Below are 20,414 nucleotides of genomic sequence, written 5' to 3'. Positions count from 1 at the left end.
AAAATGTTTTATATTCAATCATTAATTCTTAGGCCAAATAAGAAGATAAACGATCTTTCAATCTTAAAAAATAATATTGACGATTACTTTGTTCCACTTAGCGATATAGAGGGACTAAAGAACATAAAATCACAGCTAGACTCTTACTATTTATCTGGAGCGATTATTTTAAAATATGGTGAACAAGATTTGCTTGATGTCACTATGTGGGACTTGGTTGACCAATTGTGGGCTTATTTTTTAAATCTAATTGAAGAAGTTATTGAAACAGGAGAGAGCGAAACTTATTTTCCAGATCAACCCCTTTTATTGAAAATGAAATCAATATCGAATGATATGTTGTTATTTGAAATTGACCAAAAACAAAAAGTATTACTACCGAAACTTGATTTTTTTGAATCACTCTTAAAGAATGCGAAAAGTTTCTTTGAAACTATGAATTTTGTTTTAGAAGAAAACTGTGATTATGAGTACGAACTTAATAAGATCGATGAATTGCAAACCAAAATTAAATGTATGTGAGGCTAAATGTGAATTACTCTAGAGTGAAAAAATTCTTTGATGAGAATAAAAAACATTCAATTCTTACTGGAGGCGTCATAGATAAACAAATAGATACCAAGAAGTTGTAACTCGCCCTCAAGAATTATTTCTTAGAGATAAGTGTTTTCATTACTTATTTTCAATTTTTAACATTGAACTTCCGAGAGGAGTTATCAAATGAATCCTTTATTGTTAGATGTGCCTTTACAATTGGAAACAGAAAGACTAATCCTTCGAGCACCACACCAAACAGGAGACGGGAAAATTGTAAACCAAGCAATTAGGGGTTCCTTTAATGAATTAAAAGCCTGGTTGCCATTTGCTCAAGAACTTCCTACTGTTGAAGAAACAGAGATAAATTTAAGAAATGCTCATATAATTTTTTTAAAGAGGGAAAGTTTTCGTTTTCTTATTTTTGATAAAGATAGCAATAACTTTATTGGAATAACTAGCCTTCAGAGGATTGACTGGACCATTCCTAAATGTGAAATTGGGTACTGGGTAAATACTAAATTTGGCGGGAATGGATATATGACAGAAGCAGTAAAAAAATTAGCTACCTTTGGGTTACATAATATTAAATTTAGAAGAATTGAAATAAGATGTGAATCAACAAACCTCAAAAGTCGTGCTATTCCAGAAAAACTTGGGTTTGTATTCGAAGGCACTTTAAGAAATGATGATTTATCCGCAGATGGAAGCAAGCTGACCGACACTTGTTTTTATTCCATAATAAAGTAAAATCGTACGCTTAAAATAACGGATGCGTTATTAAAACAAAAAGGACATAACATATTTTGTATGCTAATATACTATGCCCTTTTTATCTTATTTAACTATATACTTTTGCGGACAAATCAGACCACTTACTTTAAGTAGGTGGTCAGTTTTAGTCATAAAATACGTTCTGTTCAAAAGACACAAAAAATACCAAGGTACTCTAAACCCTTGGTATTATTGGGATGCGGCCGAGAGGACTTGAACCTCCACGGGTTATTCACCCACTAGGCCCTCAATATAGTAAAAGCATATCATTGGTTATGAGAGCTTGTATTCATTACACTCCTTATATTGATTTGACATCATTTCTATACGTTTATATGAATTATGGTTAAAAAATGGGGAGCCAAAACAATGAATGTCCTTGCTTTTTCATTTATATCGATTAAGAATTTTAATCTCTTCCTTATTATAAAAAGGCTGACGAAAATTCGTCAGCCTAATCTTGATCTTCTAGATTTTCTCATATACGTTTTCCATAAATGATATATCGCTTTGGAGCATTTCCAATGTATGAAAATGGATAACACGTAGTTAGAATGAGCTCCTCTTCACTATGCTGCAGCGTAATAATGGAAGTATCATTTTTATCGACAATTTTCATGTTCTCAATCTTATACTGAAAACTTCCATATGGCAGCTTCACCTTTAATTGATCACCTTTTTTCAGTTCTCCCGTTCGGCGGAAGACGGTATCCCGATGCCCTGATAGAACAATTTGTCCGTTTTCATCTGGATAATAACTGCCTTTGTAGTGGCCGACTCCTTTTTCCAGGTCATCCGCATCGGTTCCCTCTACAATCGGAAGCTCTGCGTTGATCTTTGGAATCTCCAAAATGCCAACTGCCTCTCCAAACTTAGGCTTAAATTCTTCTTTATCTGAGCCTTCATTTTTTCCAGAAGGGCTCTTTAGTGCAAGTTTAGCCTCATCTAAAGTTTGTTTTGTCTTATGACTGATGTCCACCACTTCCCAGATCCCGTAACCTATAAAAACGAGTCCGGCAATAATGATGAATATAGGAAGATATTTCTTCATGCAACATCAGGCATTTCTTTTTCTTCTAAAGTACCAAAATGCAGTTCCTGCTACTAACAATACCAAACCAACAAGGATCAGATTATACGTATTTGTTGCTGTATTTGGAAGCTCATTTCCTGATTCTGTTCCCTGATCTTTGTTTGGATTATTAGGCTTGCTAGGTTTTACAGGTTCCTCTGATTTATCAGACACAGGAGGATCCTTCTGTTCGACAGTAATATCTACTTTAGGATTATCTGGCTTATCGATACCGCTGCCTTCTACAGTTGCAACGTTTGTAATTGTTTTACCTGAATATTCGGACTCAATTTTCGTCTGGAATGTCACAGTCCGCCACTCAGTGTCAGTGACGTCACCAAAGTTGGCAGTGACTTTACCATCCTTGATTGTTGCTTTTCCTCCGTTACTCGCTTTCAAGCTGCCTTCGACATATTTCAATCCTGCCGGAAGTTCATCTGAAATAACCAGATTTTCTACTTTACCGTCGGATACTGTGTTCCGTGTCTTAATCGTGTAAACAACAGTGTCGCCTGCTTCGTATTTCTTTTTGTCTGTGTCGAGATTCTTCGCTGTTTTTTCAGATTCTAAAACAGGATTTCGCGGATATACCTTCACTTCATGGCTCGGTTTGTCAGGAGTCTTGATATTATCGCTGCTGACACTTGCAGTGTTGACGATATCTTTTCCTGCTTGACCAGACTTCACTTTTGCTTCGAATGTCACAGAGTGCCACTTCGTATCGGTCACATTGCCAAACTCACCTGACGTCTTACCGTCGGCATAATATCCATGATCATCGTCTTGATCATCACTTACCGCTGTGCCATCTACTTTCAATGTTCCCGAAACATATTCTAATCCTTCTGGAAGAGAATCCGAGATAACAAGATTTTTGACAAGGCTGTCATCAACCGTGTTCCGGGTTTGAATTGTGTAAAGAAGCGTGTCGCCAGATTCCGGATGGTCCTCATCTTTATTTCCATCAGCTTTTTCCTTAATGGAGGCTGTTTTCTTTGATTCCAGCTTAGGATCTTTCGGGTCAACTTTGATATCTGTTCCCGGTTTATCAGGATCATCAATGTTGCCGCCATCAACGGTTGCCACGTTTTTAATCGTTTTTTCCGCATATCCGGACTCAATTTTCGCTTGGAATGTCACAGTATGCCATTCCGTGTCTGTGACGTCCCCAAAATCAGCAGATACCTTACCGTTTTCAAAACTTCCTTTGCCCTCATGGCTTACTTTCAAACTGCCTTCAATGTACTTCAGACCGTCTGGAAGTTCATCTGAAATAACGAGATCAGTTACTTTACTGTCCGCTACTGTATTTCTTGTTTTGATCGTGTAAACAACCGTATCTCCCGCTTCATATTTCTCTTTATCTGAATCGAGGTTTTTCACTGACTTTTCTGACTTTAATACAGGATCTTTCGGAGAAACTTTGACCTCTTGGCTTGGTGTATCAGGTTTATCAGTATTGTCACCGCTAATGCTAGCCGTATTGACAATATTTTTACCGGCTTGTCCAGCTTTTACTTTTGCTTCAAATGTAACAGTATGCCATTCCGTATCAGTCACATCGCCAAACTGGCCTGATACTTTGTCGTCTGTCACGTCACCTTTATCATCATCACGGGCATCACTGACTTCTTTATTATCTACTTTTAGTGTGCCAGGAACATATTCTAAGCCTGCCGGCAGTTTATCTGCGATGACAAGATCAGTTACTTTACTGTCCTTAACTGTATTTCTTGTTTTGATCGTGTAAACAACCGTATCTCCTACTTCATACTTCTCTTTATCGGAATCCAGATTCTTTGCTGTCTTTTCTGACTCTAACACTGGATTTCTTGGATAAACTTTAACTTCATGGCTTGGTTTGTCTGGTTTATCAATATTGTCACCTGTGACGCTGGCAGTATTCACAATTTTCTGATCATTTTGCCCAGCTTTCACTTTCACTTCAAAGGTAACAGTATGCCATTCTGTATCAGTCACATCACCAATTTGACCCGACACTTTGCCGTCTGTCATATCGCCTTTATCATCATCTTGGTCATCACTAACTGCTTTATTGTCTACTTTTAGTGTCCCTGAAACGTATTCAAGTCCTTCTGGAAGTTCATCTGAGATGACAAGATTTTTCACCAAGCTGTCCTCAACCGTGTTTCTTGTCTGGATCGTATAAAGAAGGGTATCTCCCACTTGTGTCTGATTCTCTTCTTTATTGCCCTCTGCTTTTGCTTGAATATTTGCTGTTTTCTTTGACTCTAAGACAGGGTTCCTAGGGTAAATTGCGACTTCATGATTCGGCTTATCCGGAGTCTCGAGATTACTGCCGGTAACATTAGCCGTATTTTGAATTGTTTCGCCAGCCTGGCCAGCTTTCACTTTCGCTTCAAATGTAACTGTATGCCATTCTGTATCAGTCACATCACCAATTTGACCTGACACTTTGCCGTCTGTCATATCGCCTTTATCATCATCTTGGGCGTCGCTGACTGCTGTGCCGTCTACTTTTAAAGAACCTGAAACGTATTCTAATCCATCCGGAAGTTCATCTGAGATAACGAGATCTTTCAGAAGACTGTCCTCAATCTTATTTCTCGTTTCGATTGTATAAAGAAGGGTATCTCCTGCTTCTGGATGTTTATCATCTTTATTGCCCTCTGCTTTTTCCTGAAGGCTTGCGGTTTTCTTCGATTCTACATCCGGTTTTCTTGGATAAATCTCGGTATCATTGTTCGGCTTATCTGGTGTCTCGATGTTGCTGCCAGAAACGGTAGCCGTGTTCTTAATCGTTTCACCAGCTTGGCCGGGCTTTACTTTCGCTTCAAAGGTCACATTATGCCACTCCATGTCAGTTACATCACCAATTTGGCCTGACACTTTGCCAGCTGTCACATCACCTTTGTCATCGTCTTTAGCATCGCTGACTGCTGTACCGTCTACTTTCAGAGTGCCTGGAACATACTCCAGTCCATCTGGTATGGCATCTGAAATTGTAAGGGCTTTTACCTCACTGTCTTCTTCAGTATTTCGTGTTTGGATTGTGTAAAGAAGCGTGTCTCCGACTTCTGGGTGATCCGGATATTTGTTTCCTTCCACTTTTTCCTTAATTGCTGCTGTTTTCTTTGATTCTAAAGCAGGGTTCCTAGGATACACTTTCACTTCATTATTTGGCTTATCCGGTGTTTGGATATTATCTCCTGAAATGTTTGCCGTATTGATAATATTCTTTCCTGCTTGACCAGGCTTCACTTTCACTTCAAAGGTCACATTATGCCATTCAGTATCGGATACATTACCAATCTGTCCCGACACTTTGCCATCCGTATATTGTCCCTTATCATCATCTTGAGCATCACTGACTGATGCGCCGTCCACTTTCAAAGTGCCCGGAACAAATTCCAAGCCTTCTGGCACCGCATCTGAAATGATTAGGTTTTTCACCTGGCTGTCTTCAACGGTATTCCGCGTTTGTATCGTGTAAAGAAGTGTATCTCCCACTTCTGGGTGATCCGCATCTTGGTTTCCATCCGCTTTTGCCTTAATAGCAGACGTTTTCTTTGATTCCAGTACAGGATCTTTAAAAACAACCGGAGTCGTTACTTCGTTTGATTCGGTTTTTTTACTTGTATTCGTTAGTAAACTGTTATAGTTTATTTGCGCTTTATTAGAAATTTCTTTACCTGCATAACCTGTTTTGGCTTTCACTTTAAACTGTACAGTCATCCCATTAGGCAAGTTTTTGGTGTTAGGCAAATTTCCTAATGTAATATTTACTTTATTGCCATCGAAATTGCCTTCATCACCATCGGATGCATCAGTTAAATTCTTTGTTGTCGAACCGTTAATTAATTTTAATGATCCCGGAACATATTCAGTTCCCTCTGGAATTGCATCGGAAAAGTTTGCAGCAGAAGCAACGTCTCCGCCTTCATTTTTGATTTGAACCGCGTATGTAAGTTCATCCCCGGCTTGTACTTCTCCCTGTGGTGAAACCGTTTTATGCGCTGTGACACATGGTTCTGTACCCAGGAAAATATCATCTAAAAAGTTTCCGTTTCCTATGCTTCCACTGGCTGAACTCACCGCTTCAAAACCGAACCGGGTTGTAGTCTGTCCTGCCGGTACAGTATAAGAACCTGTATGAGTTCCCCAAGCTGTTCTCCCATCAGACATTTGTTTTTGGACGACGGTATCGTACGGGCTCTTAGTCGCTGCCCCGATGCGTACCTGCATAGTGTCAACCCCTGCCCGACCCATATGGGATAGGCGCCAATAAATGGTTTGTCCTGGCGTTGTTTTCACATCTTGATACAACATCCCGTTTTCCACGGCGTTTAATTCCGCCCACCGCTTTCCATCTGGAGGTGCAGGATAATACTTTGCACCAGAAGGTAAATTCTGAGCATGGTTCCATATTTCAATTACTTTATAGCCAGCTGCATCATCAGTCGTCTTCCAGCCAGGAACCTCGGATTCGTAAAAATAGATACCCGAACCATTGATTGCAGATCCTCTCGCAGCACCTTGTTCAAAGCTTCCGTTAATCAGCGCGACCGGAGCCGGGCATGTATTATCAGCAGTTTGAGTTACGTCTATATTATCTGCAGCATGAATATGATTGGGCAAAACAGTCAACACATTGCCAGCAACCAATAACAAGGTTGCAAAAATCATTAGGGTTTTCCTAAGATTCAGTATGTAAGCTTTAGGCACAAAGCCCTTTCTCATAGACTCCCACTCCCATTATTTAATTGTTTTATGAACCTACCTCCCGATAAATTCAAACGAATCGGAATATTCGTTCTTTATATGACCTCCTCTCGACTTAAATATATATAACAAATAAATCTTTTACAATGTGACAAAATATTCATATATTTGTCATAAAATAAGGTTAGATTGCAAAAAACAGCAAGTATTTGTCGTAATTTGTAAAGGGCATTTAGTACTTTTTTGTTTGAATTTTCTTGAATTCCTAGTTATAAGTGTTTTGTTCAAATCACGATTGTAAAAAATAGGGAGTGAGAAGAACAAACCATTGATCAGCATCATCAATATAGAATTTGACTCTGATGCAAAAACAAAAGAAGATACCAATATAGTTTGGTATCTTCTTTGTTAGTTCGAGCCCCTCAATCTAGTAAAAACATATCACCATTTACAAAAGCGTTTATTTAAAGCATCTGTTTATTTTATTTACACTGATTTGGATCAATTATTTTGAAGTAAATCCTTCAAACAATAAGCCTTATTGCCTGAGCAAGCGTTCAAGTTATGGCTTTGTATTATGAGATGTTTAACAAACAATTAGGATTTTCAAAAGTTGGAGATTCATCTCTAAAATACAAGTATTTAGTCAAAATTTTCACAAAGTTTATTTACTTTCTCGAGAAGCATACATTATAATACTTTAAATAGTTAGACAAATCACACAATTAAGGAGATTATTCTAAATGACCGTTCAAAGTGTAGTCATCAAAGAATTAGCAATGTACCATCCCAAAAGAAAAGTAACCAATAAAGAAACGCTAAAGCATTTTACATCTATTGGGCAAGATGAACAAGAAGTAGAAAACTTCTTAAAAAAAATAGGCAAAAAAGATCGATATATCACTGAGGATGGAGAGACTACATTATCTATGGCCATAGAAGCCTCAAAAGCAGCTTTGGCAAAGGCAAACTTATCTGGGGAAGATATTGATCTTCTTGTATTTTCCTCCGGAACTCCTGAATATTTATTTCCACCTAATTCACTCATTGTTCATAATGAGATCCATGGTAAACGAGAAGCAGTGGTTTATGATGCAAACTCAGCTTGTGTAGGGATGGTTGTATCATTAGATCAAGTATCTAAAGCCTTGCTTGGCAATCCAAATTCAAAATATGCCTTAATTGTTGGGTCAGAGAGAATGTTCCACTATGCTGAAAAACACGACCCATTTTCTTATGGCAATTTTGGAGATGCTTCTTGTGCGATCATTCTTGAAAAAGTAAATGCAGAAGGGCTGGGCGTTTTGGACTCCTCTTATAATACAGATTCGCATTACTATAAAGAATTGGTCTTCCCTGCATGTGGTATGTCAAACATTTTAAACGAAGATATCCCTAAAGAGGAAAAGCTGTTTGTATGGGCAAGCAATTTAAGCTGTGGAAGAGTATTTGATTACGGAACGACTCAAATTACAAGTTTGCTGGACAAACATGGTTTAACTACTAAAGATATAAAACAATATTTCTGCACTCAAGTTTCTTTTGATGCTGTCAATAATATGTTGCAGCCAATAGAAGAAGATCCTGATAAGTTGTTTGTGATTGGTGATGAATACGGATACACTGGGACCAGCAGTCCTTTTATTGCTTTACAAAAAGCAGTAGAAACCGGAAAAGTTCAGCGAGGAGATTATATTATATTTTGGTCGATTGGTGCTGGATATACCGCTTGTGCTATATTGATGAAATATTAATTCAACGCGTACATTGATTAAGAAATATAATTGCATCTTTAAAAAGTGATGACTTGTTTCTTTATGATACTTTTCGAGTTCTTCTATGTTAGTTTAAATTTTTTCATGAATCTATGCCATTCTCTAATAGTGAGTATCTCGCTTTCCTTCTTATCGTATCGTTTTTTATCAAAAGGCTTAATCCAAAAAAAGATTAAGCTTCTTGATTTGTCTATGCCCCCACTCTATCCGCAGCCGGTAATGAATCGTCCCCACATTAAAACCCAAGCTTTTGAATCGTTTGTCTACAGCAGACACCGCACATTTTCACCCCTTATTGATAGTAGCTAATTCCTTCAAACTCTACAATTCTTTCATCTGTCTCGATGTCTTCATCCTCCAGTATGTTGAATGTGGCTTGAAGTTTGGCATTCACGTTATCTATAACCGCAAGAGTTTGGACTATGACTCTTTGAACAACATCACTGTAAAAGACATCTTCCATCATTTTTTCAATGAGTTCCTCAGCAATTTCTAAACAACCTAGAGACTCCAAATCACTCTCTAGTTGGACCTGATTCAACAGATTAATGTTAAACATCTGATTTCCTCCCTTAACGTTCTCTTAGATAAACGCCTATGCAGATTGAAAAACCCCATAAAAAAACAAAGGTATAATACAATACCTTTGCAATGACATCTGAATTAACACTCTCAGAAATTAGACCGAACATTGAAGCTACCACTGTCACAGATACAGCCATAATAAAAATCGTATTTTCTGTCCAACTATAACGGCCAGCCAAACTTTGAAGCTTAGAATATATCAAAAGGAATAAGAGACCGCCGCCAAGTAAACTCACGATTACAAAAAATATCGCAAGTAACATATTCACCATCCTTATATTGAATTAAGTTCTTGGGTTTCACCCAAACCCACCAACGGAAGCTTTGCACTCAATCATCAATTACAATAGAATTAAACTAAAGATTATTTAAACAGCATAGAAAAGGGGTAAATGTTTTGAATATAAATTTAATATTATTTGTCTCATCAATTAATCAAGAACCTACAGAGGAAAATACTCAAACATTAGTGAAAACATTTGAATCTGACTTTCGCCCTCAAGTAGGAGATATAATTGACGATCCTGGATTTGATTCAGGCTTCCATAATGGATACGAGGTGGTAAAAGTTACAATAAATTATGCTTCAAATGAGTGCCTTGTTTCACTGACGCCGTTAGCAATTGAAGTTGAAAAAATTAGTGTTGAAGATTATATAAAAAAGCTTAAAACACATGGGTGGAGTATTCAGTCTAGGTAGCACTCAGCAGTTTTTATTATAAGGTACTATTCCTCAAACTGGCGCGTTTGGTTGGATTGCTGTTAATCTAGCCCCCTATTCCCCCGAATCATCGGGGGACTCCCTCGCCGGTAGGCAGGAACAAACGGTTGTTTGTTCAATGCCAAGAGGGTTTGGGTAGCGCTGAATATGTCAACTCCTTATCCTCACTTCGTTCCGGTACCGTTGACACATACGTTTAATCGCATCACCTGTGTTTATAAAGATTTAGCAGCTTGTTTTTAAACGACCATATCAGCAACATCAGCTATAAACACATTCAACATTTTTTCATGTTTGTCTGCCAGTTCAGCTTCTACAATCATGTCTGACAGATCAGTTTTCCCTAGGTGCTTATCAGCTTCAAGCACCATTTTCATAGTAGGAGCGCAAGAGTTACGAAGCCAGTTTCTTTATTTTTGATAGAAATCTTTTTGTGGTTTGACGTACAAATGAAGTCTCCCAATATCCCCTATAAATTCAGACCAAAAAAGGCTCGTTTTCCAATGCTCTCTAGTGATGTTTTCATCAGCATCAACGAACCTTACATAATTATTAATGATTTGCATAGCGATTAAGGTTAAATCCTTTGTTTTCAATAAAGCATCTATCGCAACTTGTGCACGTTCATTTTTGAGCCGCAGTTCATAACGATTCCAATCGCCTAGTTCTTCTAACGGAATGTTATACTTTTCTGCTTGTTCATAGTTTTTCTCGTAAAAGCAAAGGTACGCTTCTGACTTTTTAGAACCGAAATATATTGTCGTTCCACCTGTAATTCCATCAGATAGATCAAATGAGCCATTAAAATCGGATTTTCTAAAGCGTGAAATACATTCGCCCTTTTGGGCTTTCTTTAACAATTCCGGTATGGAAAAGTACGTCTTTTTATCATCAATCGCCAAATCAAAGCGAGTAAATGAACCACCTTGAGCCATGCAATCTTGAAAGAAGTCGTACCATGTTTTCTTCCGGCATTCCAAGAAGGATTCAAATTGACGGCAACCTTGACCGGACATTTCTATCAAAACACCTCTGTTATCATCTGGCGCCGAATAAAAGACTTTGATATAGTCCAGTTCGTACGTGCCAACGTAGCCATAGAAACCAGATTGCTTTTCAGTCATAAAGTCTTTGCTAAGGTGAAGAACCTCTTCAATAATTCGGTCAACATCATGAGTTTTAAAAGAGACTCGAATATAATCAACCATTGATACCAAAGGACTTTCAACGGTTTCATTTTTTTCTTTTACGATTACTACCCCCCTGTTAGCGTGGGGGGGTTGTTTTAGCTCATCCATTCGCTTCGCTCACTCCTTCGCCGCTGGCCGTCTGGTCGCTTACGCTGCCCGCTATTACATCACAATAATAGAACGACTAGGACATGCTTCCATCAAAACAATCGATGTTTATGGTCATCTCTTTCCTAATAAACAAAAAGAAACTGCTGATAGCTGGATGAATTATTCTAACAAGTGGAGTAAAAAGGAGTAAACCTTAAAATTAAAAGAGAGCATAAAAAAATACCAAAGGTCTACAACCCTTGGTATCATTGATGCGGCCGAGAGGACTTGAACCTCCACGGGTTATTCACCCACTAGGCCCTCAACCTAGCGCGTCTGCCATTCCGCCACGACCGCGTGATCATTAAATTGTGTTTGTGCTGGTTTAGTAGGCTCTTAACCTAGTAAAACCGATTTGCGTGCACTTTGTAAATAAAGTGCGGGTGAAGGGACTCGAACCCCCACGTCGTAAGACACTAGATCCTAAGTCTAGCGCGTCTGCCAATTCCGCCACACCCGCAAAAAGACAAATGGTGAGCCATGAAGGACTCGAACCTTCGACCCTCTGATTAAAAGTCAGATGCTCTACCAACTGAGCTAATGGCTCTTACTATTAGATTTCAAAAATAAAAATGGCTGGGCTAGCTGGATTCGAACCAACGCATGACGGAGTCAAAGTCCGTTGCCTTACCGCTTGGCTATAGCCCAACGAAATGGAATGACCCGTACGGGATTCGAACCCGTGTTACCGCCGTGAAAGGGCGGTGTCTTAACCGCTTGACCAACGGGCCGATGGTTGAGAACTTATATCGAAATCTTATGGCGGAGAAGGAGGGATTTGAACCCTCGCGCCGCTTACGCGACCTACACCCTTAGCAGGGGCGCCTCTTCAGCCACTTGAGTACTTCTCCAATATGGCTCCACAGGCAGGATTCGAACCTGCGACCGATCGGTTAACAGCCGATAGCTCTACCACTGAGCTACTGTGGAATAATGAGACAAGACTTATTATATCAGCCTTGATTTACAGTGTCAAGAGGTAAATGTTTTTATTTATCTCTCGTAACGACTTTTATAATGTAACATAGGCTTGCCATATTCGTCAACCTTTTTCACGAAAAAACTCTTTTTATTTTCCCGCGGCATTTTCCGCATCTGTATCTGTCAGGGTTCATGGCGCGCTTCTTTATATACTTTTGGCCGCAGGCCGTACAGATATACATATAAGTTTTTTTGTTTTCCGCTTTTTTCTTAAGGGGTGTACAGAACCTCGGCGCGTTGACCTGCTGCAAAAGCATTCTAAAATCCCTGTCTCTGTGCTTGTACCCTTTTCCTTCAAGATGAAGATGATAATGGCAGAGCTCGTGCTTGATGATGCCAATCAGTTCCTTCCTGCCGTGTTCAATCAAATATTTTCTGTTCAATTCAATGTTATGGGAGGTTAACAGGTACCTGCCACCCGTGGTTTTAAGCCTGTCATTAAAAAGCGCCTGATGGCGGAACGGCTTTTTAAAATATGTTTTAGAAATATCCTCTGTCAGCTTTTGAAGCTCTTTGTTATCCATAGTGCACCTCACTTAAAAAACATTGAACGGGACAATTCACCGTACGCATACAATATGGTAATCACCGTCCCTCTTATGATAAAAGCTGAGGAGGAATGAGCCTATGCCAAATTGGCTTAAAAAGCAGATGCAAAAAGCGTTCCTTGAAAAAGATAATTACCAAATTAAACTGCTGAATCAATGCTGGTATTTCTATAGGAAAAAACACTGCTCGTAAGCAGTGCTTTTATTTTACCATAGACAGCGATACTCTGCCTTTTTGTACATCTACGCCGTCAACCCAAACTGTCACGATATCGCCCACAGATACGACATCAAGAGGATGCTTGACGAATTGATTGCTCAATTTTGAGATATGCACAAGCCCGTCTTGTTTGACTCCGATATCAACAAACGCTCCGAAGTCCACTACATTGCGCACGGTGCCCTGCAGTTCCATTCCCTCTTTCAAATCTTCCAGCTGAAGGACGTCTGTTTTCAGCAAAGGCTTAGGCACCTCATCGCGTGGATCGCGTTCCGGCCTTGTCAGCTGTTCACAAATGTCTTTCAGAGTGATTTCGCCGATTCCCAGCTCTTTTGCCGTTTCAGAAAGCGCCAGCTGATTGATTTTGTCCTTCAATTCCGCCGTGCCGATATGTTCTGTTGAAAGTCCGAGTTTTTTCAAAAGTGCTTTTGTTTCTTTATAGCTTTCCGGGTGGATGCCTGTTCTATCCAAAGGCTCTGTCCCTTCCTGCACTCTTAAGAAACCGATACATTGCTCGTAGGTTTTCGCACCTAACCTTGGGATGTCCTTCAGTTCTTTTCGATTTGAAAACTTTCCGATTTCCTCACGTTTTTTGACAACGTTGCCTGCTACAGACTTCGATAATCCCGCTACATACTGAAGCAGCGCGGCGGAGGCTGTGTTGACGTTTACTCCCACCTGGTTTACGACCGTTTCGACGACAAACCGCAGAGATTCATTTAAGCGTTTTTGGCTGACGTCATGCTGATACTGTCCGACACCAACAGACTTCGGATCGATTTTAACGAGCTCCGCGAGCGGGTCTTGAAGTCTTCGCGCAATAGACACGGCACTGCGCTCTTCAACCTTAAGGTCAGGGAATTCTTCTCGGGCTAGCTCTGAAGCCGAATAGACGCTTGCACCCGCTTCATTGACGATCACATAATAAATTTTGCGCGGCATGTCTTTCAGTACATTGACGATGAATTGTTCTGTTTCTCTGGATGCTGTGCCGTTTCCGATCGCCACCATCTCGACTTGATACTGTTCAAGAATCTTTTTCACTTTTTCATGGGCTTCTTTTGTTTTGTTGACTGGCGCATGCGGATAGATCACATCAATTTTCAAGACTTTTCCAGTATCGTCTGACACAGCGAGCTTACAGCCAGTTCGAAAGGCTGGGTCAACACCGAGAACAGTTTTGCCTTTCATCGGCGGCTGCAAAAGAAGCTTTCTCAAGTTCTCTGAGAAAATATGGATCGCCTGTTCATCAGCTTTTTCTGAGAGCTCTTTCCTGATTTCACGCTCGATTGCCGGCTGGATCAGCCTTTTATAGCTGTCTTCAATTGTCTCCTGCAAAATCTCTCTTACGGATGTTGAGCGATTTTTGATGATTTGTTTTTCTAAATACGCCTTAATGTGATCCGCAGGCGGTTCAATCGCTACCTTTAAAATGTCTTCTTTTTCGCCGCGGTTCATTGCCAGCACCCTATGCGGAACAACTTTTGCAATTGGCTCTTCATACTCGTAATACATTTCATACACATTTTTCTCATCGGTGTCTGCCGACTTTCCGGCTGCAGACTTAATGGTTCCTCTTTTGAAGGTTTCCTGGCGAATCCACTTTCTGAAGGTCGGCTCGTCTGAAATTTGTTCCGCAATAATGTGCTTGGCGCCTTCAATCGCTTCTTCTCTTGTGAACACTTCTTTTTCTTCGCTGATGTATTGGTCTGCAGTTGCTGCCAGACGATCATCTTGGGGAAGTGTCAGGATATAGTCGGCAAGCGGCTCAAGGCCTTTGCTTTTGGCGACTGTCGCCTTTGTTTTACGTTTTTGTTTATAAGGGCGGTAAAGGTCTTCCACTTCCTGAAGCTTCACCGATTGCTCGATTTTACGTTTTAGATCATCTGTCAGTTTATCCTGCTCTGCAATCAGCCTGATGACTTCTTCTTTTCGCTGATTCAGGTTTTGTATGTATTGCCAGCGTTCAGAAATCGTCTGAATCTGAACCTCATCCATTGAACCCGTCTGCTCTTTTCGATACCGGGCAATAAACGGGACTGTATTGCCGTCCTCAAGCAAGCGGATGACACTTTCAACGTGTTTTTGTGATAAACCTATTTCTTTCGCAATTTGCTGATTTAAAAGGGCTGACGTTTCCATGTAACCAAAGCCTCCAATTTTGTCGTTCTTTCTCTAGTGTATCAAAAACCGAAAAAAACACATAAAAAAAGAAGCCGGTATTCCAGCTTCTTCTTGTTCTTATTCTCTAGGACAGCTGTCCGAGAATATAGGTCAGGTCATCTTTTCTCGATGTCGTATACATTTTCAGCGATTTCGATATTTCTTCTACCGATTGGCCTTTTTTCAAATGGGAGCGGATATCAGGTACGTTGAGTCCATCTGTATGTATAATGAACTTTGAACCCTTTTCATAGGTGGCGGTGTGCGTTTTGTATTTTTGCGGCTTGCCTGATAAATAGCCCGAAATCGGCAGAGGATAAAAGCTTTCACCAGACGGGGAATGCAGAATAAACCGTACATTTCCGACAGAGCAGTACGTAAACTGCCTTTGCTCAAAATTGATTTTCAGGATAGATGCTGTAGCGCCTCTTTTGTTTTTCATCGCCTGATTACAGCGTTCGATAATGCTTTCTACGTCTTCATTCGCATAGTTTTCCACTAAGTCTTTGATGGCTGCAGAGGATTCGTTAGCAAGTGATCCACTTCCAAGCCCGTCAGCAACCGCACAAATTAATTCCTTGTCATCAGCTTTCATAAAAAAGCTGTCGCCGCAAATCGATTTTCCTTCTTTATTCAGTTGATATACTAGAGTTTGAATATGCTCGTTTTCTTCAACCTGGATCATTACATTAACTCCATCGAGGGATCTTCAATCAAGGCCTCTCTGAGCTTCTTCACAGCTTTGCGCTGCAAGCGCGAGACGTGCATTTGAGATATACCGAGAATGTCCCCAGTTTCTTTTTGGCTTTTGTTTTGTATATACGTAAGGTCTATGATTTGTTTCTCACGGTCCGAAAGGACATGAAGCACGCTTTGCAGCATCAATTGCTGGTTGACCCGCTCATATCCGTCCTCCTGTGATCCGACGATATCAAGAATCGTGACGGTGCTTCCATCCGAATCCGCTTCAATGCTGTGGTCAACGGATAAGGCTTGATAGCTTTGGCCCATTTCCATCGTCTCAAGAACCTCTTCTTCAGAAACATCGAGGAATTCGGCAATCTCTTCGACTTTCGGCGATCTTTGTGTTTCAGTCGTCAGCTGATCAACCGCCATTTTGATTCTTGGACCCAGTTCTTTAATCCGTCTCGGCACGTGAACGCTCCATGTTTTATCTCTGAGGAAACGTTTAATTTCACCGATGATTGTCGGAATTGCAAAAGCTTCAAACGATTTCCCGACAACAGGATCGTAACGCTTAATCGCGCCGAGCAGCCCGATCATGCCGACCTGGCGGAGATCCTCGTGGAAGCTTTTGCCTTTTGAATATTTTTTCGCAAGCATGTCAACCAGATTTGTATACACCCGCACAAGCGTTTCCTGCGCCTGTTCATCTTGCTTTGTTTGGTAATCGTTTATGAGCCGATCGACTTCATCTTTAGTTAGTTTCGTAGTTTTTGATGGTTGTGTCATGATCAACTCGCTCCCCATTTAAATACTTTGTCATCGCTACAGTGACGCCGGAGTGGTTTTGCACTCTGACTTCATCCATGAGCGTTTCCATTAAATATAGACCGAGCCCTCCTTCTGATAATTGATCAACTGTGTGCGAAGGTGTGTACGGCCCTAGATCTTGCTGCTTTTGATCAAAGTCAAAACTGTCTCCTTCATCCGCCACAATCACCTCTAAACGGTCTTCAAACACACCGAATCGAATTGACACTTCCCCATTTTTATCTTCTTTGTAAGCATGCTGAACCGCATTTGTGCACGCTTCACTGACTGCGATTTTCAAATCTTCAATTTCATCATACGTATAGCCCATTCTGCTTGCGACGCCTGACAGCGTCAGTCTGATAATTCCCACGTATTCAGGCTGGGCCGGCACTTTCATTTCGATGTAATCAGCTTTATTCTTCATTGCACTCCACCTTCTGACTTTGCAGAAATATCAATGATGTCCTTCAGGCCTGTAATGTCAAACAGTCGAATCAGCCGGTCAGAAAGATTTTCAAGTTTCAGCGAACCGCCTTGTTTTTTCACTGTTTTAAAGATCCCTACAAAAACGCCCAATCCGGTGCTGTCCATGTAGCTGACATCTTTCAGGCAAATTCTTAAGTCCGCGCCTTGTTCTGCCAGGGGCACAAGCTTCTCTCTGAGCACCGGCGCTGAGTATACATCAATTTCTCCTGCAATGTTTACTTGTATATCATTCTCGTTTTGCTTCACATCAACATTTATATTCATTCGTATCACCTCAAATTTTCCTTCAAATCACTAGTTTCTTTATACCCTCGGCTGGCAGACGCTAAACCTTTCTCCGCAAAACAATTAACGTAAAATCATCATGAAGCTGAAAGTCCTGTAATTTGAGGAGGCTGTCATAAATGTTTTTGACCATTTCCTGCGCGGAGGAACACATATGTTCCTCAATGAGCTTCTGCAGATCAGGACGCTCCAAGAAACCGTTTTCTGTTCTACATTCTGTGACGCCGTCAGAAAATAAAACAATCATATCGCCCTTTTCCAGATGCTGATCGAATTGTTTGTAGTCATAGTCCTGCGAGATGCCGAGAACGAGTCCTTTGGCCTCTAAATCATAAAACGTGTTGTCCTTTTGAGAATAATAGAATCCCGGTTCATGTCCAGCCGAAGCATATGTAAATTGATGCTTGTCCATATTGTAATTGGCATAAAACATCGTAATAAACATACTGGCGTCAACGTTTTGTTCAACAACACGATTTAAATTTTTCAGCACCTGAGAAGGGTGTATGCCCGTTTCCGGCAAAGAGTCCATTGCGTATTTAATCATGGACATACAAAGAGCCGCTGGAATGCCTTTTCCGATCACGTCCGCGATTGCAATATTAATGGATTCCTTGTCTTTGACGAAGTGGTAGTAGTCACCGCTCATCTGTTTGGCAGGCACACTGATGGCGCCGATATCCAGCGCGTCCTCCTGCGGAATTTTTGTTCCGAGCAGCGTCTGCTGGACATTAGCTGCGATTTCAATTTCTGATTTGATTTCCTGCTGTATCCCTCTAAGGGTTTGATGCTCCTGATAAGCCATTCCATAACCAATCATGACTTCTATTAAAAAATCCAGCGAATGAAACACATCTTCCGGGAGACTTGGATACAGCTCCTTCAGCACTTTTCGGTGAATGCTGATGATTTCTTCCGGAGGAATTTGGTGCTCGATTGTTTTTCGGCTGAATTTTTGGGCTTGATATAAAGATGTTTCTGTTAATTCGGCTATATATCGGCTAAGCAGCTGATGATACCGCTGCTCAATAACCTCCCTAAAATCCACGTTCTTACCTCCTACCGAAGCCATTTGATGGCTTGTATCTCTGTTCCTTCCCCCGCTACGGAATTTAAGCTGAATTCATCCATCAGCCTTTTGACACCGGGAAGTCCCGCACCAAGTCCTCCAGACGTTGAAAACCCGTCTTCCATGACTTTTCGGATATCAGGAATTCCCGGCCCTTGGTCTTCCGCTATGATTTTCAGGCCTTTTTTTCCTCTGTCTGCGACCTGTTCAATTCCAATCTGCCCTTTGCCGGCATATAAATAAATATTCCTGGCTAATTCTGAAATAGCCGTTGTAATTCTGGCCTGGTCTACCGTGCCGAAACCCAGTTCTTTCGCAACGTTTCGTCCCAGCTGTCTGGCGGCCACAATATCCCATTCTGTCATGATTCTTACACAGGATTGGTCGTTCATTCGCTATTCCCCCAATTCCCGCTTCAATGTCTCAAGCCCCTGCTCTAAGTCGAGCGCAGTTTCGATTTCCTCAAGCGCGATTCCAAGTTCAATCAGCGTCACTGCCACAGCGGGCTGAATGCCGGTCAAGACGACTTTTGCCCCCATTAACTTAGACATTGTAATGACGTCGCCCAGCACTTTTGCGATAAATGAATCAATCATATCCACAGATGTCAGGTCAATGACGACTCCGTTAGCACCTGTCTCGTATATTTTATTTAATAAGTCTTCTTGAAAGGTTAATGCTGTCTGGTCATCAAGTTCCCATTGAATGGATACTAATAAGCAATTATACAGTTTCAAGATCGGGATTTTCGGATGTCTCAAAATGTTATTCCCCCAATGAAACGATTTTTCGATCCGTCATTTCCAAAGCGGTTTGAATTCCTTTTTGCAGGGTATTCTTAGTTATAACTTGGGATAAATCAATCCCCAGGTTGACGATTGTTTGAGCAATTTCCGGACGGATTCCAGCCAGCAGGCATTTTGCTCCGACAAGCCTTACCGCTTCAGATGCTTGAATAATATGATGAGCAACCATCGTATCTACAACCGGCACGCCCGTAATATCAATTAAAACGACTTGAGAACGGTGTTTGACGACGCCATTAAGAAGATTTTCCATAATTCGTTTCGCGCGTTCGGTATCAATTGTTCCGACAAGAGGCATCACAGTAATATTTTCAAACACCGGGATAAGCGGCGCAGACAGCTCTTGCAGCGCGATTTTTTGCAGGGATACTGTTTTTTCCCATGAGATTGAGTATTGATTAAAGATTTCTGTGTTAATCGGGCTGAAAAAACGATCAATCTGCCAGATTAGTTCTGTACTCTCTTGATCTGGCAATCTCCTATCATTCATTTTCGTGTAGAGACGTTTCCAGAATTCAGCAAGCGCAGTAGCCAAAAACTTCAAAGAAATTCCGATTTGGACGGCTCTCAGCGCCAGTTCGCTAATTTGTTCCTCTGCAGCGGTGTCATCCTTAACAGATAAAAGAAGAATGTCGATATATTCTTTAGATATATTTTCATACACTTGGTCAGTCAGCTGATAGGATTCTTGCTCGCTTAATTCTTTTAGTGTGTCAGTCCACAGTTGGAGCAGTTCATTTTGATTTTCGGCAATGAACTGGTATACAGTCTGATTCGACATCAAATTCGCTTACCTCCCAATAAAAAACAACATATTTTTTTCGTTATTTCACTATTATATCGTTTATGTTTTT

General features: G+C 40.7%; 19 protein-coding genes, 7 tRNA genes and 2 pseudogenes. 6 read left to right on the top strand and 22 right to left on the bottom strand.

Features of this window, described 5'->3' with window-relative positions; all coding sequences use genetic code 11:
- Nucleotides 1–3: 3 nt before the first annotated feature.
- Nucleotides 4–522, top strand: coding sequence for a hypothetical protein (locus tag NYE53_RS02780; protein WP_326229864.1), 519 nt, complete (start codon nucleotides 4–6; stop codon nucleotides 520–522).
- 198 nt (nucleotides 523–720) lie between these two features.
- Entirely contained in the window at nucleotides 721–1,284 is a 564-nt protein-coding gene (locus NYE53_RS02775; protein WP_339247113.1) for a GNAT family protein, read from the top strand.
- Nucleotides 1,285–1,786: 502 nt separating this feature from the next.
- Here NYE53_RS02775 and NYE53_RS02770 read toward each other — a convergent pair.
- Both NYE53_RS02770 and NYE53_RS02765 read right to left on the bottom strand, forming a co-directional pair.
- Complete coding sequence (locus NYE53_RS02770; protein ID WP_327828069.1) at nucleotides 1,787–2,359, bottom strand: class D sortase; 573 nt, start codon at nucleotides 2,357–2,359, stop codon at nucleotides 1,787–1,789.
- Between the two features lie 6 nt (nucleotides 2,360–2,365).
- Entirely contained in the window at nucleotides 2,366–7,048 is a 4,683-nt protein-coding gene (locus NYE53_RS02765; RefSeq protein WP_339247110.1) for an isopeptide-forming domain-containing fimbrial protein, read from the bottom strand.
- 779 nt (nucleotides 7,049–7,827) lie between these two features.
- Here NYE53_RS02765 and NYE53_RS02760 point away from each other — a divergent pair.
- Nucleotides 7,828–8,838 carry a ketoacyl-ACP synthase III gene (locus NYE53_RS02760; protein WP_335388965.1) on the top strand — a complete coding sequence of 337 codons (1,011 nt, stop codon included), beginning with the start codon at nucleotides 7,828–7,830 and terminating at the stop codon, nucleotides 8,836–8,838.
- Nucleotides 8,839–9,151: 313 nt separating this feature from the next.
- Here the strand turns inward: NYE53_RS02760 and NYE53_RS02755 are convergent, their stop codons facing one another.
- Together NYE53_RS02755 and NYE53_RS02750 are read right to left on the bottom strand one after the other, a co-directional pair.
- Nucleotides 9,152–9,418, bottom strand: coding sequence for a hypothetical protein (locus tag NYE53_RS02755; RefSeq protein ID WP_327828075.1), 267 nt, complete (start codon nucleotides 9,416–9,418; stop codon nucleotides 9,152–9,154).
- Nucleotides 9,419–9,431: 13 nt separating this feature from the next.
- Entirely contained in the window at nucleotides 9,432–9,707 is a 276-nt protein-coding gene (locus NYE53_RS02750) for a hypothetical protein (protein WP_336155115.1), read from the bottom strand.
- Nucleotides 9,708–9,841: 134 nt separating this feature from the next.
- On the opposite strand from NYE53_RS02750, the gene NYE53_RS02745 reads away from it, so the two are divergent.
- Complete coding sequence (locus tag NYE53_RS02745; RefSeq protein WP_041904602.1) at nucleotides 9,842–10,144, top strand: hypothetical protein; 303 nt, start codon at nucleotides 9,842–9,844, stop codon at nucleotides 10,142–10,144.
- Nucleotides 10,145–10,404: 260 nt separating this feature from the next.
- Here NYE53_RS02745 and nicK read toward each other — a convergent pair.
- Nucleotides 10,405–11,463: pseudogene (nicK, locus tag NYE53_RS02740) on the bottom strand (DNA relaxase NicK).
- 55 nt (nucleotides 11,464–11,518) lie between these two features.
- Here nicK and NYE53_RS02735 point away from each other — a divergent pair.
- Nucleotides 11,519–11,656 (top strand): annotated as a pseudogene (locus NYE53_RS02735) (hypothetical protein); the annotation flags it as partial.
- 62 nt (nucleotides 11,657–11,718) lie between these two features.
- Here NYE53_RS02735 and NYE53_RS02730 read toward each other — a convergent pair.
- From NYE53_RS02730 to NYE53_RS02695, 8 genes are all read right to left on the bottom strand, one after another.
- Nucleotides 11,719–11,802: transfer RNA gene (locus NYE53_RS02730), tRNA-Leu, on the bottom strand.
- Nucleotides 11,803–11,883: 81 nt separating this feature from the next.
- Nucleotides 11,884–11,965, bottom strand: a tRNA-Leu gene (locus tag NYE53_RS02725).
- 11 nt (nucleotides 11,966–11,976) lie between these two features.
- A tRNA-Lys gene (locus NYE53_RS02720) sits at nucleotides 11,977–12,052 on the bottom strand.
- A 26-nt stretch (nucleotides 12,053–12,078) separates the two neighbouring features.
- Nucleotides 12,079–12,153, bottom strand: a tRNA-Gln gene (locus tag NYE53_RS02715).
- Between the two features lie 11 nt (nucleotides 12,154–12,164).
- Nucleotides 12,165–12,236 (bottom strand) — tRNA-Glu (locus tag NYE53_RS02710).
- A 29-nt stretch (nucleotides 12,237–12,265) separates the two neighbouring features.
- Nucleotides 12,266–12,356: transfer RNA gene (locus NYE53_RS02705), tRNA-Ser, on the bottom strand.
- Nucleotides 12,357–12,360: 4 nt separating this feature from the next.
- Nucleotides 12,361–12,435: transfer RNA gene (locus NYE53_RS02700), tRNA-Asn, on the bottom strand.
- A gap of 122 nt (nucleotides 12,436–12,557) precedes the next feature.
- Nucleotides 12,558–13,010, bottom strand: a complete 453-nt coding sequence (locus NYE53_RS02695) for a SprT family protein (RefSeq protein ID WP_339247105.1) — start codon at nucleotides 13,008–13,010, stop codon at nucleotides 12,558–12,560.
- Between the two features lie 103 nt (nucleotides 13,011–13,113).
- On the opposite strand from NYE53_RS02695, the gene cmpA reads away from it, so the two are divergent.
- Complete coding sequence (gene cmpA, locus NYE53_RS02690) at nucleotides 13,114–13,227, top strand: cortex morphogenetic protein CmpA (RefSeq protein ID WP_003225207.1); 114 nt, start codon at nucleotides 13,114–13,116, stop codon at nucleotides 13,225–13,227.
- Nucleotides 13,228–13,236: 9 nt separating this feature from the next.
- Here cmpA and NYE53_RS02685 read toward each other — a convergent pair whose 3' ends face one another.
- From NYE53_RS02685 to rsbRA, 9 genes are all read right to left on the bottom strand, one after another.
- On the bottom strand, nucleotides 13,237–15,396 hold the full coding sequence (locus NYE53_RS02685) for a Tex family protein (RefSeq protein WP_339247102.1): 2,160 nt from the start codon (nucleotides 15,394–15,396) through the stop codon (nucleotides 13,237–13,239).
- 106 nt (nucleotides 15,397–15,502) lie between these two features.
- The gene (gene rsbX, locus NYE53_RS02680; RefSeq protein ID WP_339247099.1) at nucleotides 15,503–16,102 is read right to left on the bottom strand and encodes a phosphoserine phosphatase RsbX; all 600 of its coding nucleotides are present in this window, start codon (nucleotides 16,100–16,102) and stop codon (nucleotides 15,503–15,505) included.
- Complete coding sequence (gene sigB / locus NYE53_RS02675) at nucleotides 16,102–16,890, bottom strand: RNA polymerase sigma factor SigB (RefSeq protein WP_251187207.1); 789 nt, start codon at nucleotides 16,888–16,890, stop codon at nucleotides 16,102–16,104. Before sigB ends, rsbX begins: the two co-directional genes overlap by 1 nt.
- Complete coding sequence (gene rsbW, locus NYE53_RS02670; protein WP_014662856.1) at nucleotides 16,856–17,338, bottom strand: anti-sigma B factor RsbW; 483 nt, start codon at nucleotides 17,336–17,338, stop codon at nucleotides 16,856–16,858. Before rsbW ends, sigB begins: the two co-directional genes overlap by 35 nt.
- On the bottom strand, nucleotides 17,335–17,664 hold the full coding sequence (gene rsbV, locus NYE53_RS02665) for an anti-sigma factor antagonist RsbV (protein ID WP_014662855.1): 330 nt from the start codon (nucleotides 17,662–17,664) through the stop codon (nucleotides 17,335–17,337). The genes rsbW and rsbV overlap by 4 nt, the downstream gene beginning before the upstream one ends.
- 61 nt (nucleotides 17,665–17,725) lie before the next feature.
- Nucleotides 17,726–18,733, bottom strand: coding sequence for a phosphoserine phosphatase RsbU (gene rsbU / locus NYE53_RS02660; protein WP_251187208.1), 1,008 nt, complete (start codon nucleotides 18,731–18,733; stop codon nucleotides 17,726–17,728).
- 11 nt (nucleotides 18,734–18,744) lie between these two features.
- Nucleotides 18,745–19,146: a serine/threonine-protein kinase RsbT gene (rsbT, locus tag NYE53_RS02655; RefSeq protein WP_003246640.1), complete on the bottom strand. Its 402-nt coding sequence runs from the start codon at nucleotides 19,144–19,146 to the stop codon at nucleotides 18,745–18,747.
- Nucleotides 19,147–19,149: 3 nt separating this feature from the next.
- The gene (gene rsbS / locus NYE53_RS02650) at nucleotides 19,150–19,515 is read right to left on the bottom strand and encodes an RsbT antagonist protein RsbS (protein WP_003225190.1); all 366 of its coding nucleotides are present in this window, start codon (nucleotides 19,513–19,515) and stop codon (nucleotides 19,150–19,152) included.
- A 4-nt stretch (nucleotides 19,516–19,519) separates the two neighbouring features.
- Entirely contained in the window at nucleotides 19,520–20,344 is an 825-nt protein-coding gene (rsbRA, locus tag NYE53_RS02645) for an RsbT co-antagonist protein RsbRA (protein WP_327828084.1), read from the bottom strand.
- Nucleotides 20,345–20,414 lie beyond the last annotated feature (70 nt).

Origin of the sequence: Bacillus sp. FSL R5-0523 (genome assembly GCF_037975295.1) — a bacterium.
Classification (GTDB): domain Bacteria; phylum Bacillota; class Bacilli; order Bacillales; family Bacillaceae; genus Bacillus; species Bacillus subtilis.
The sequence above is the reverse complement of the archived record's forward strand: the minus strand, read 5'-3'. Positions and strand labels throughout refer to the sequence as shown.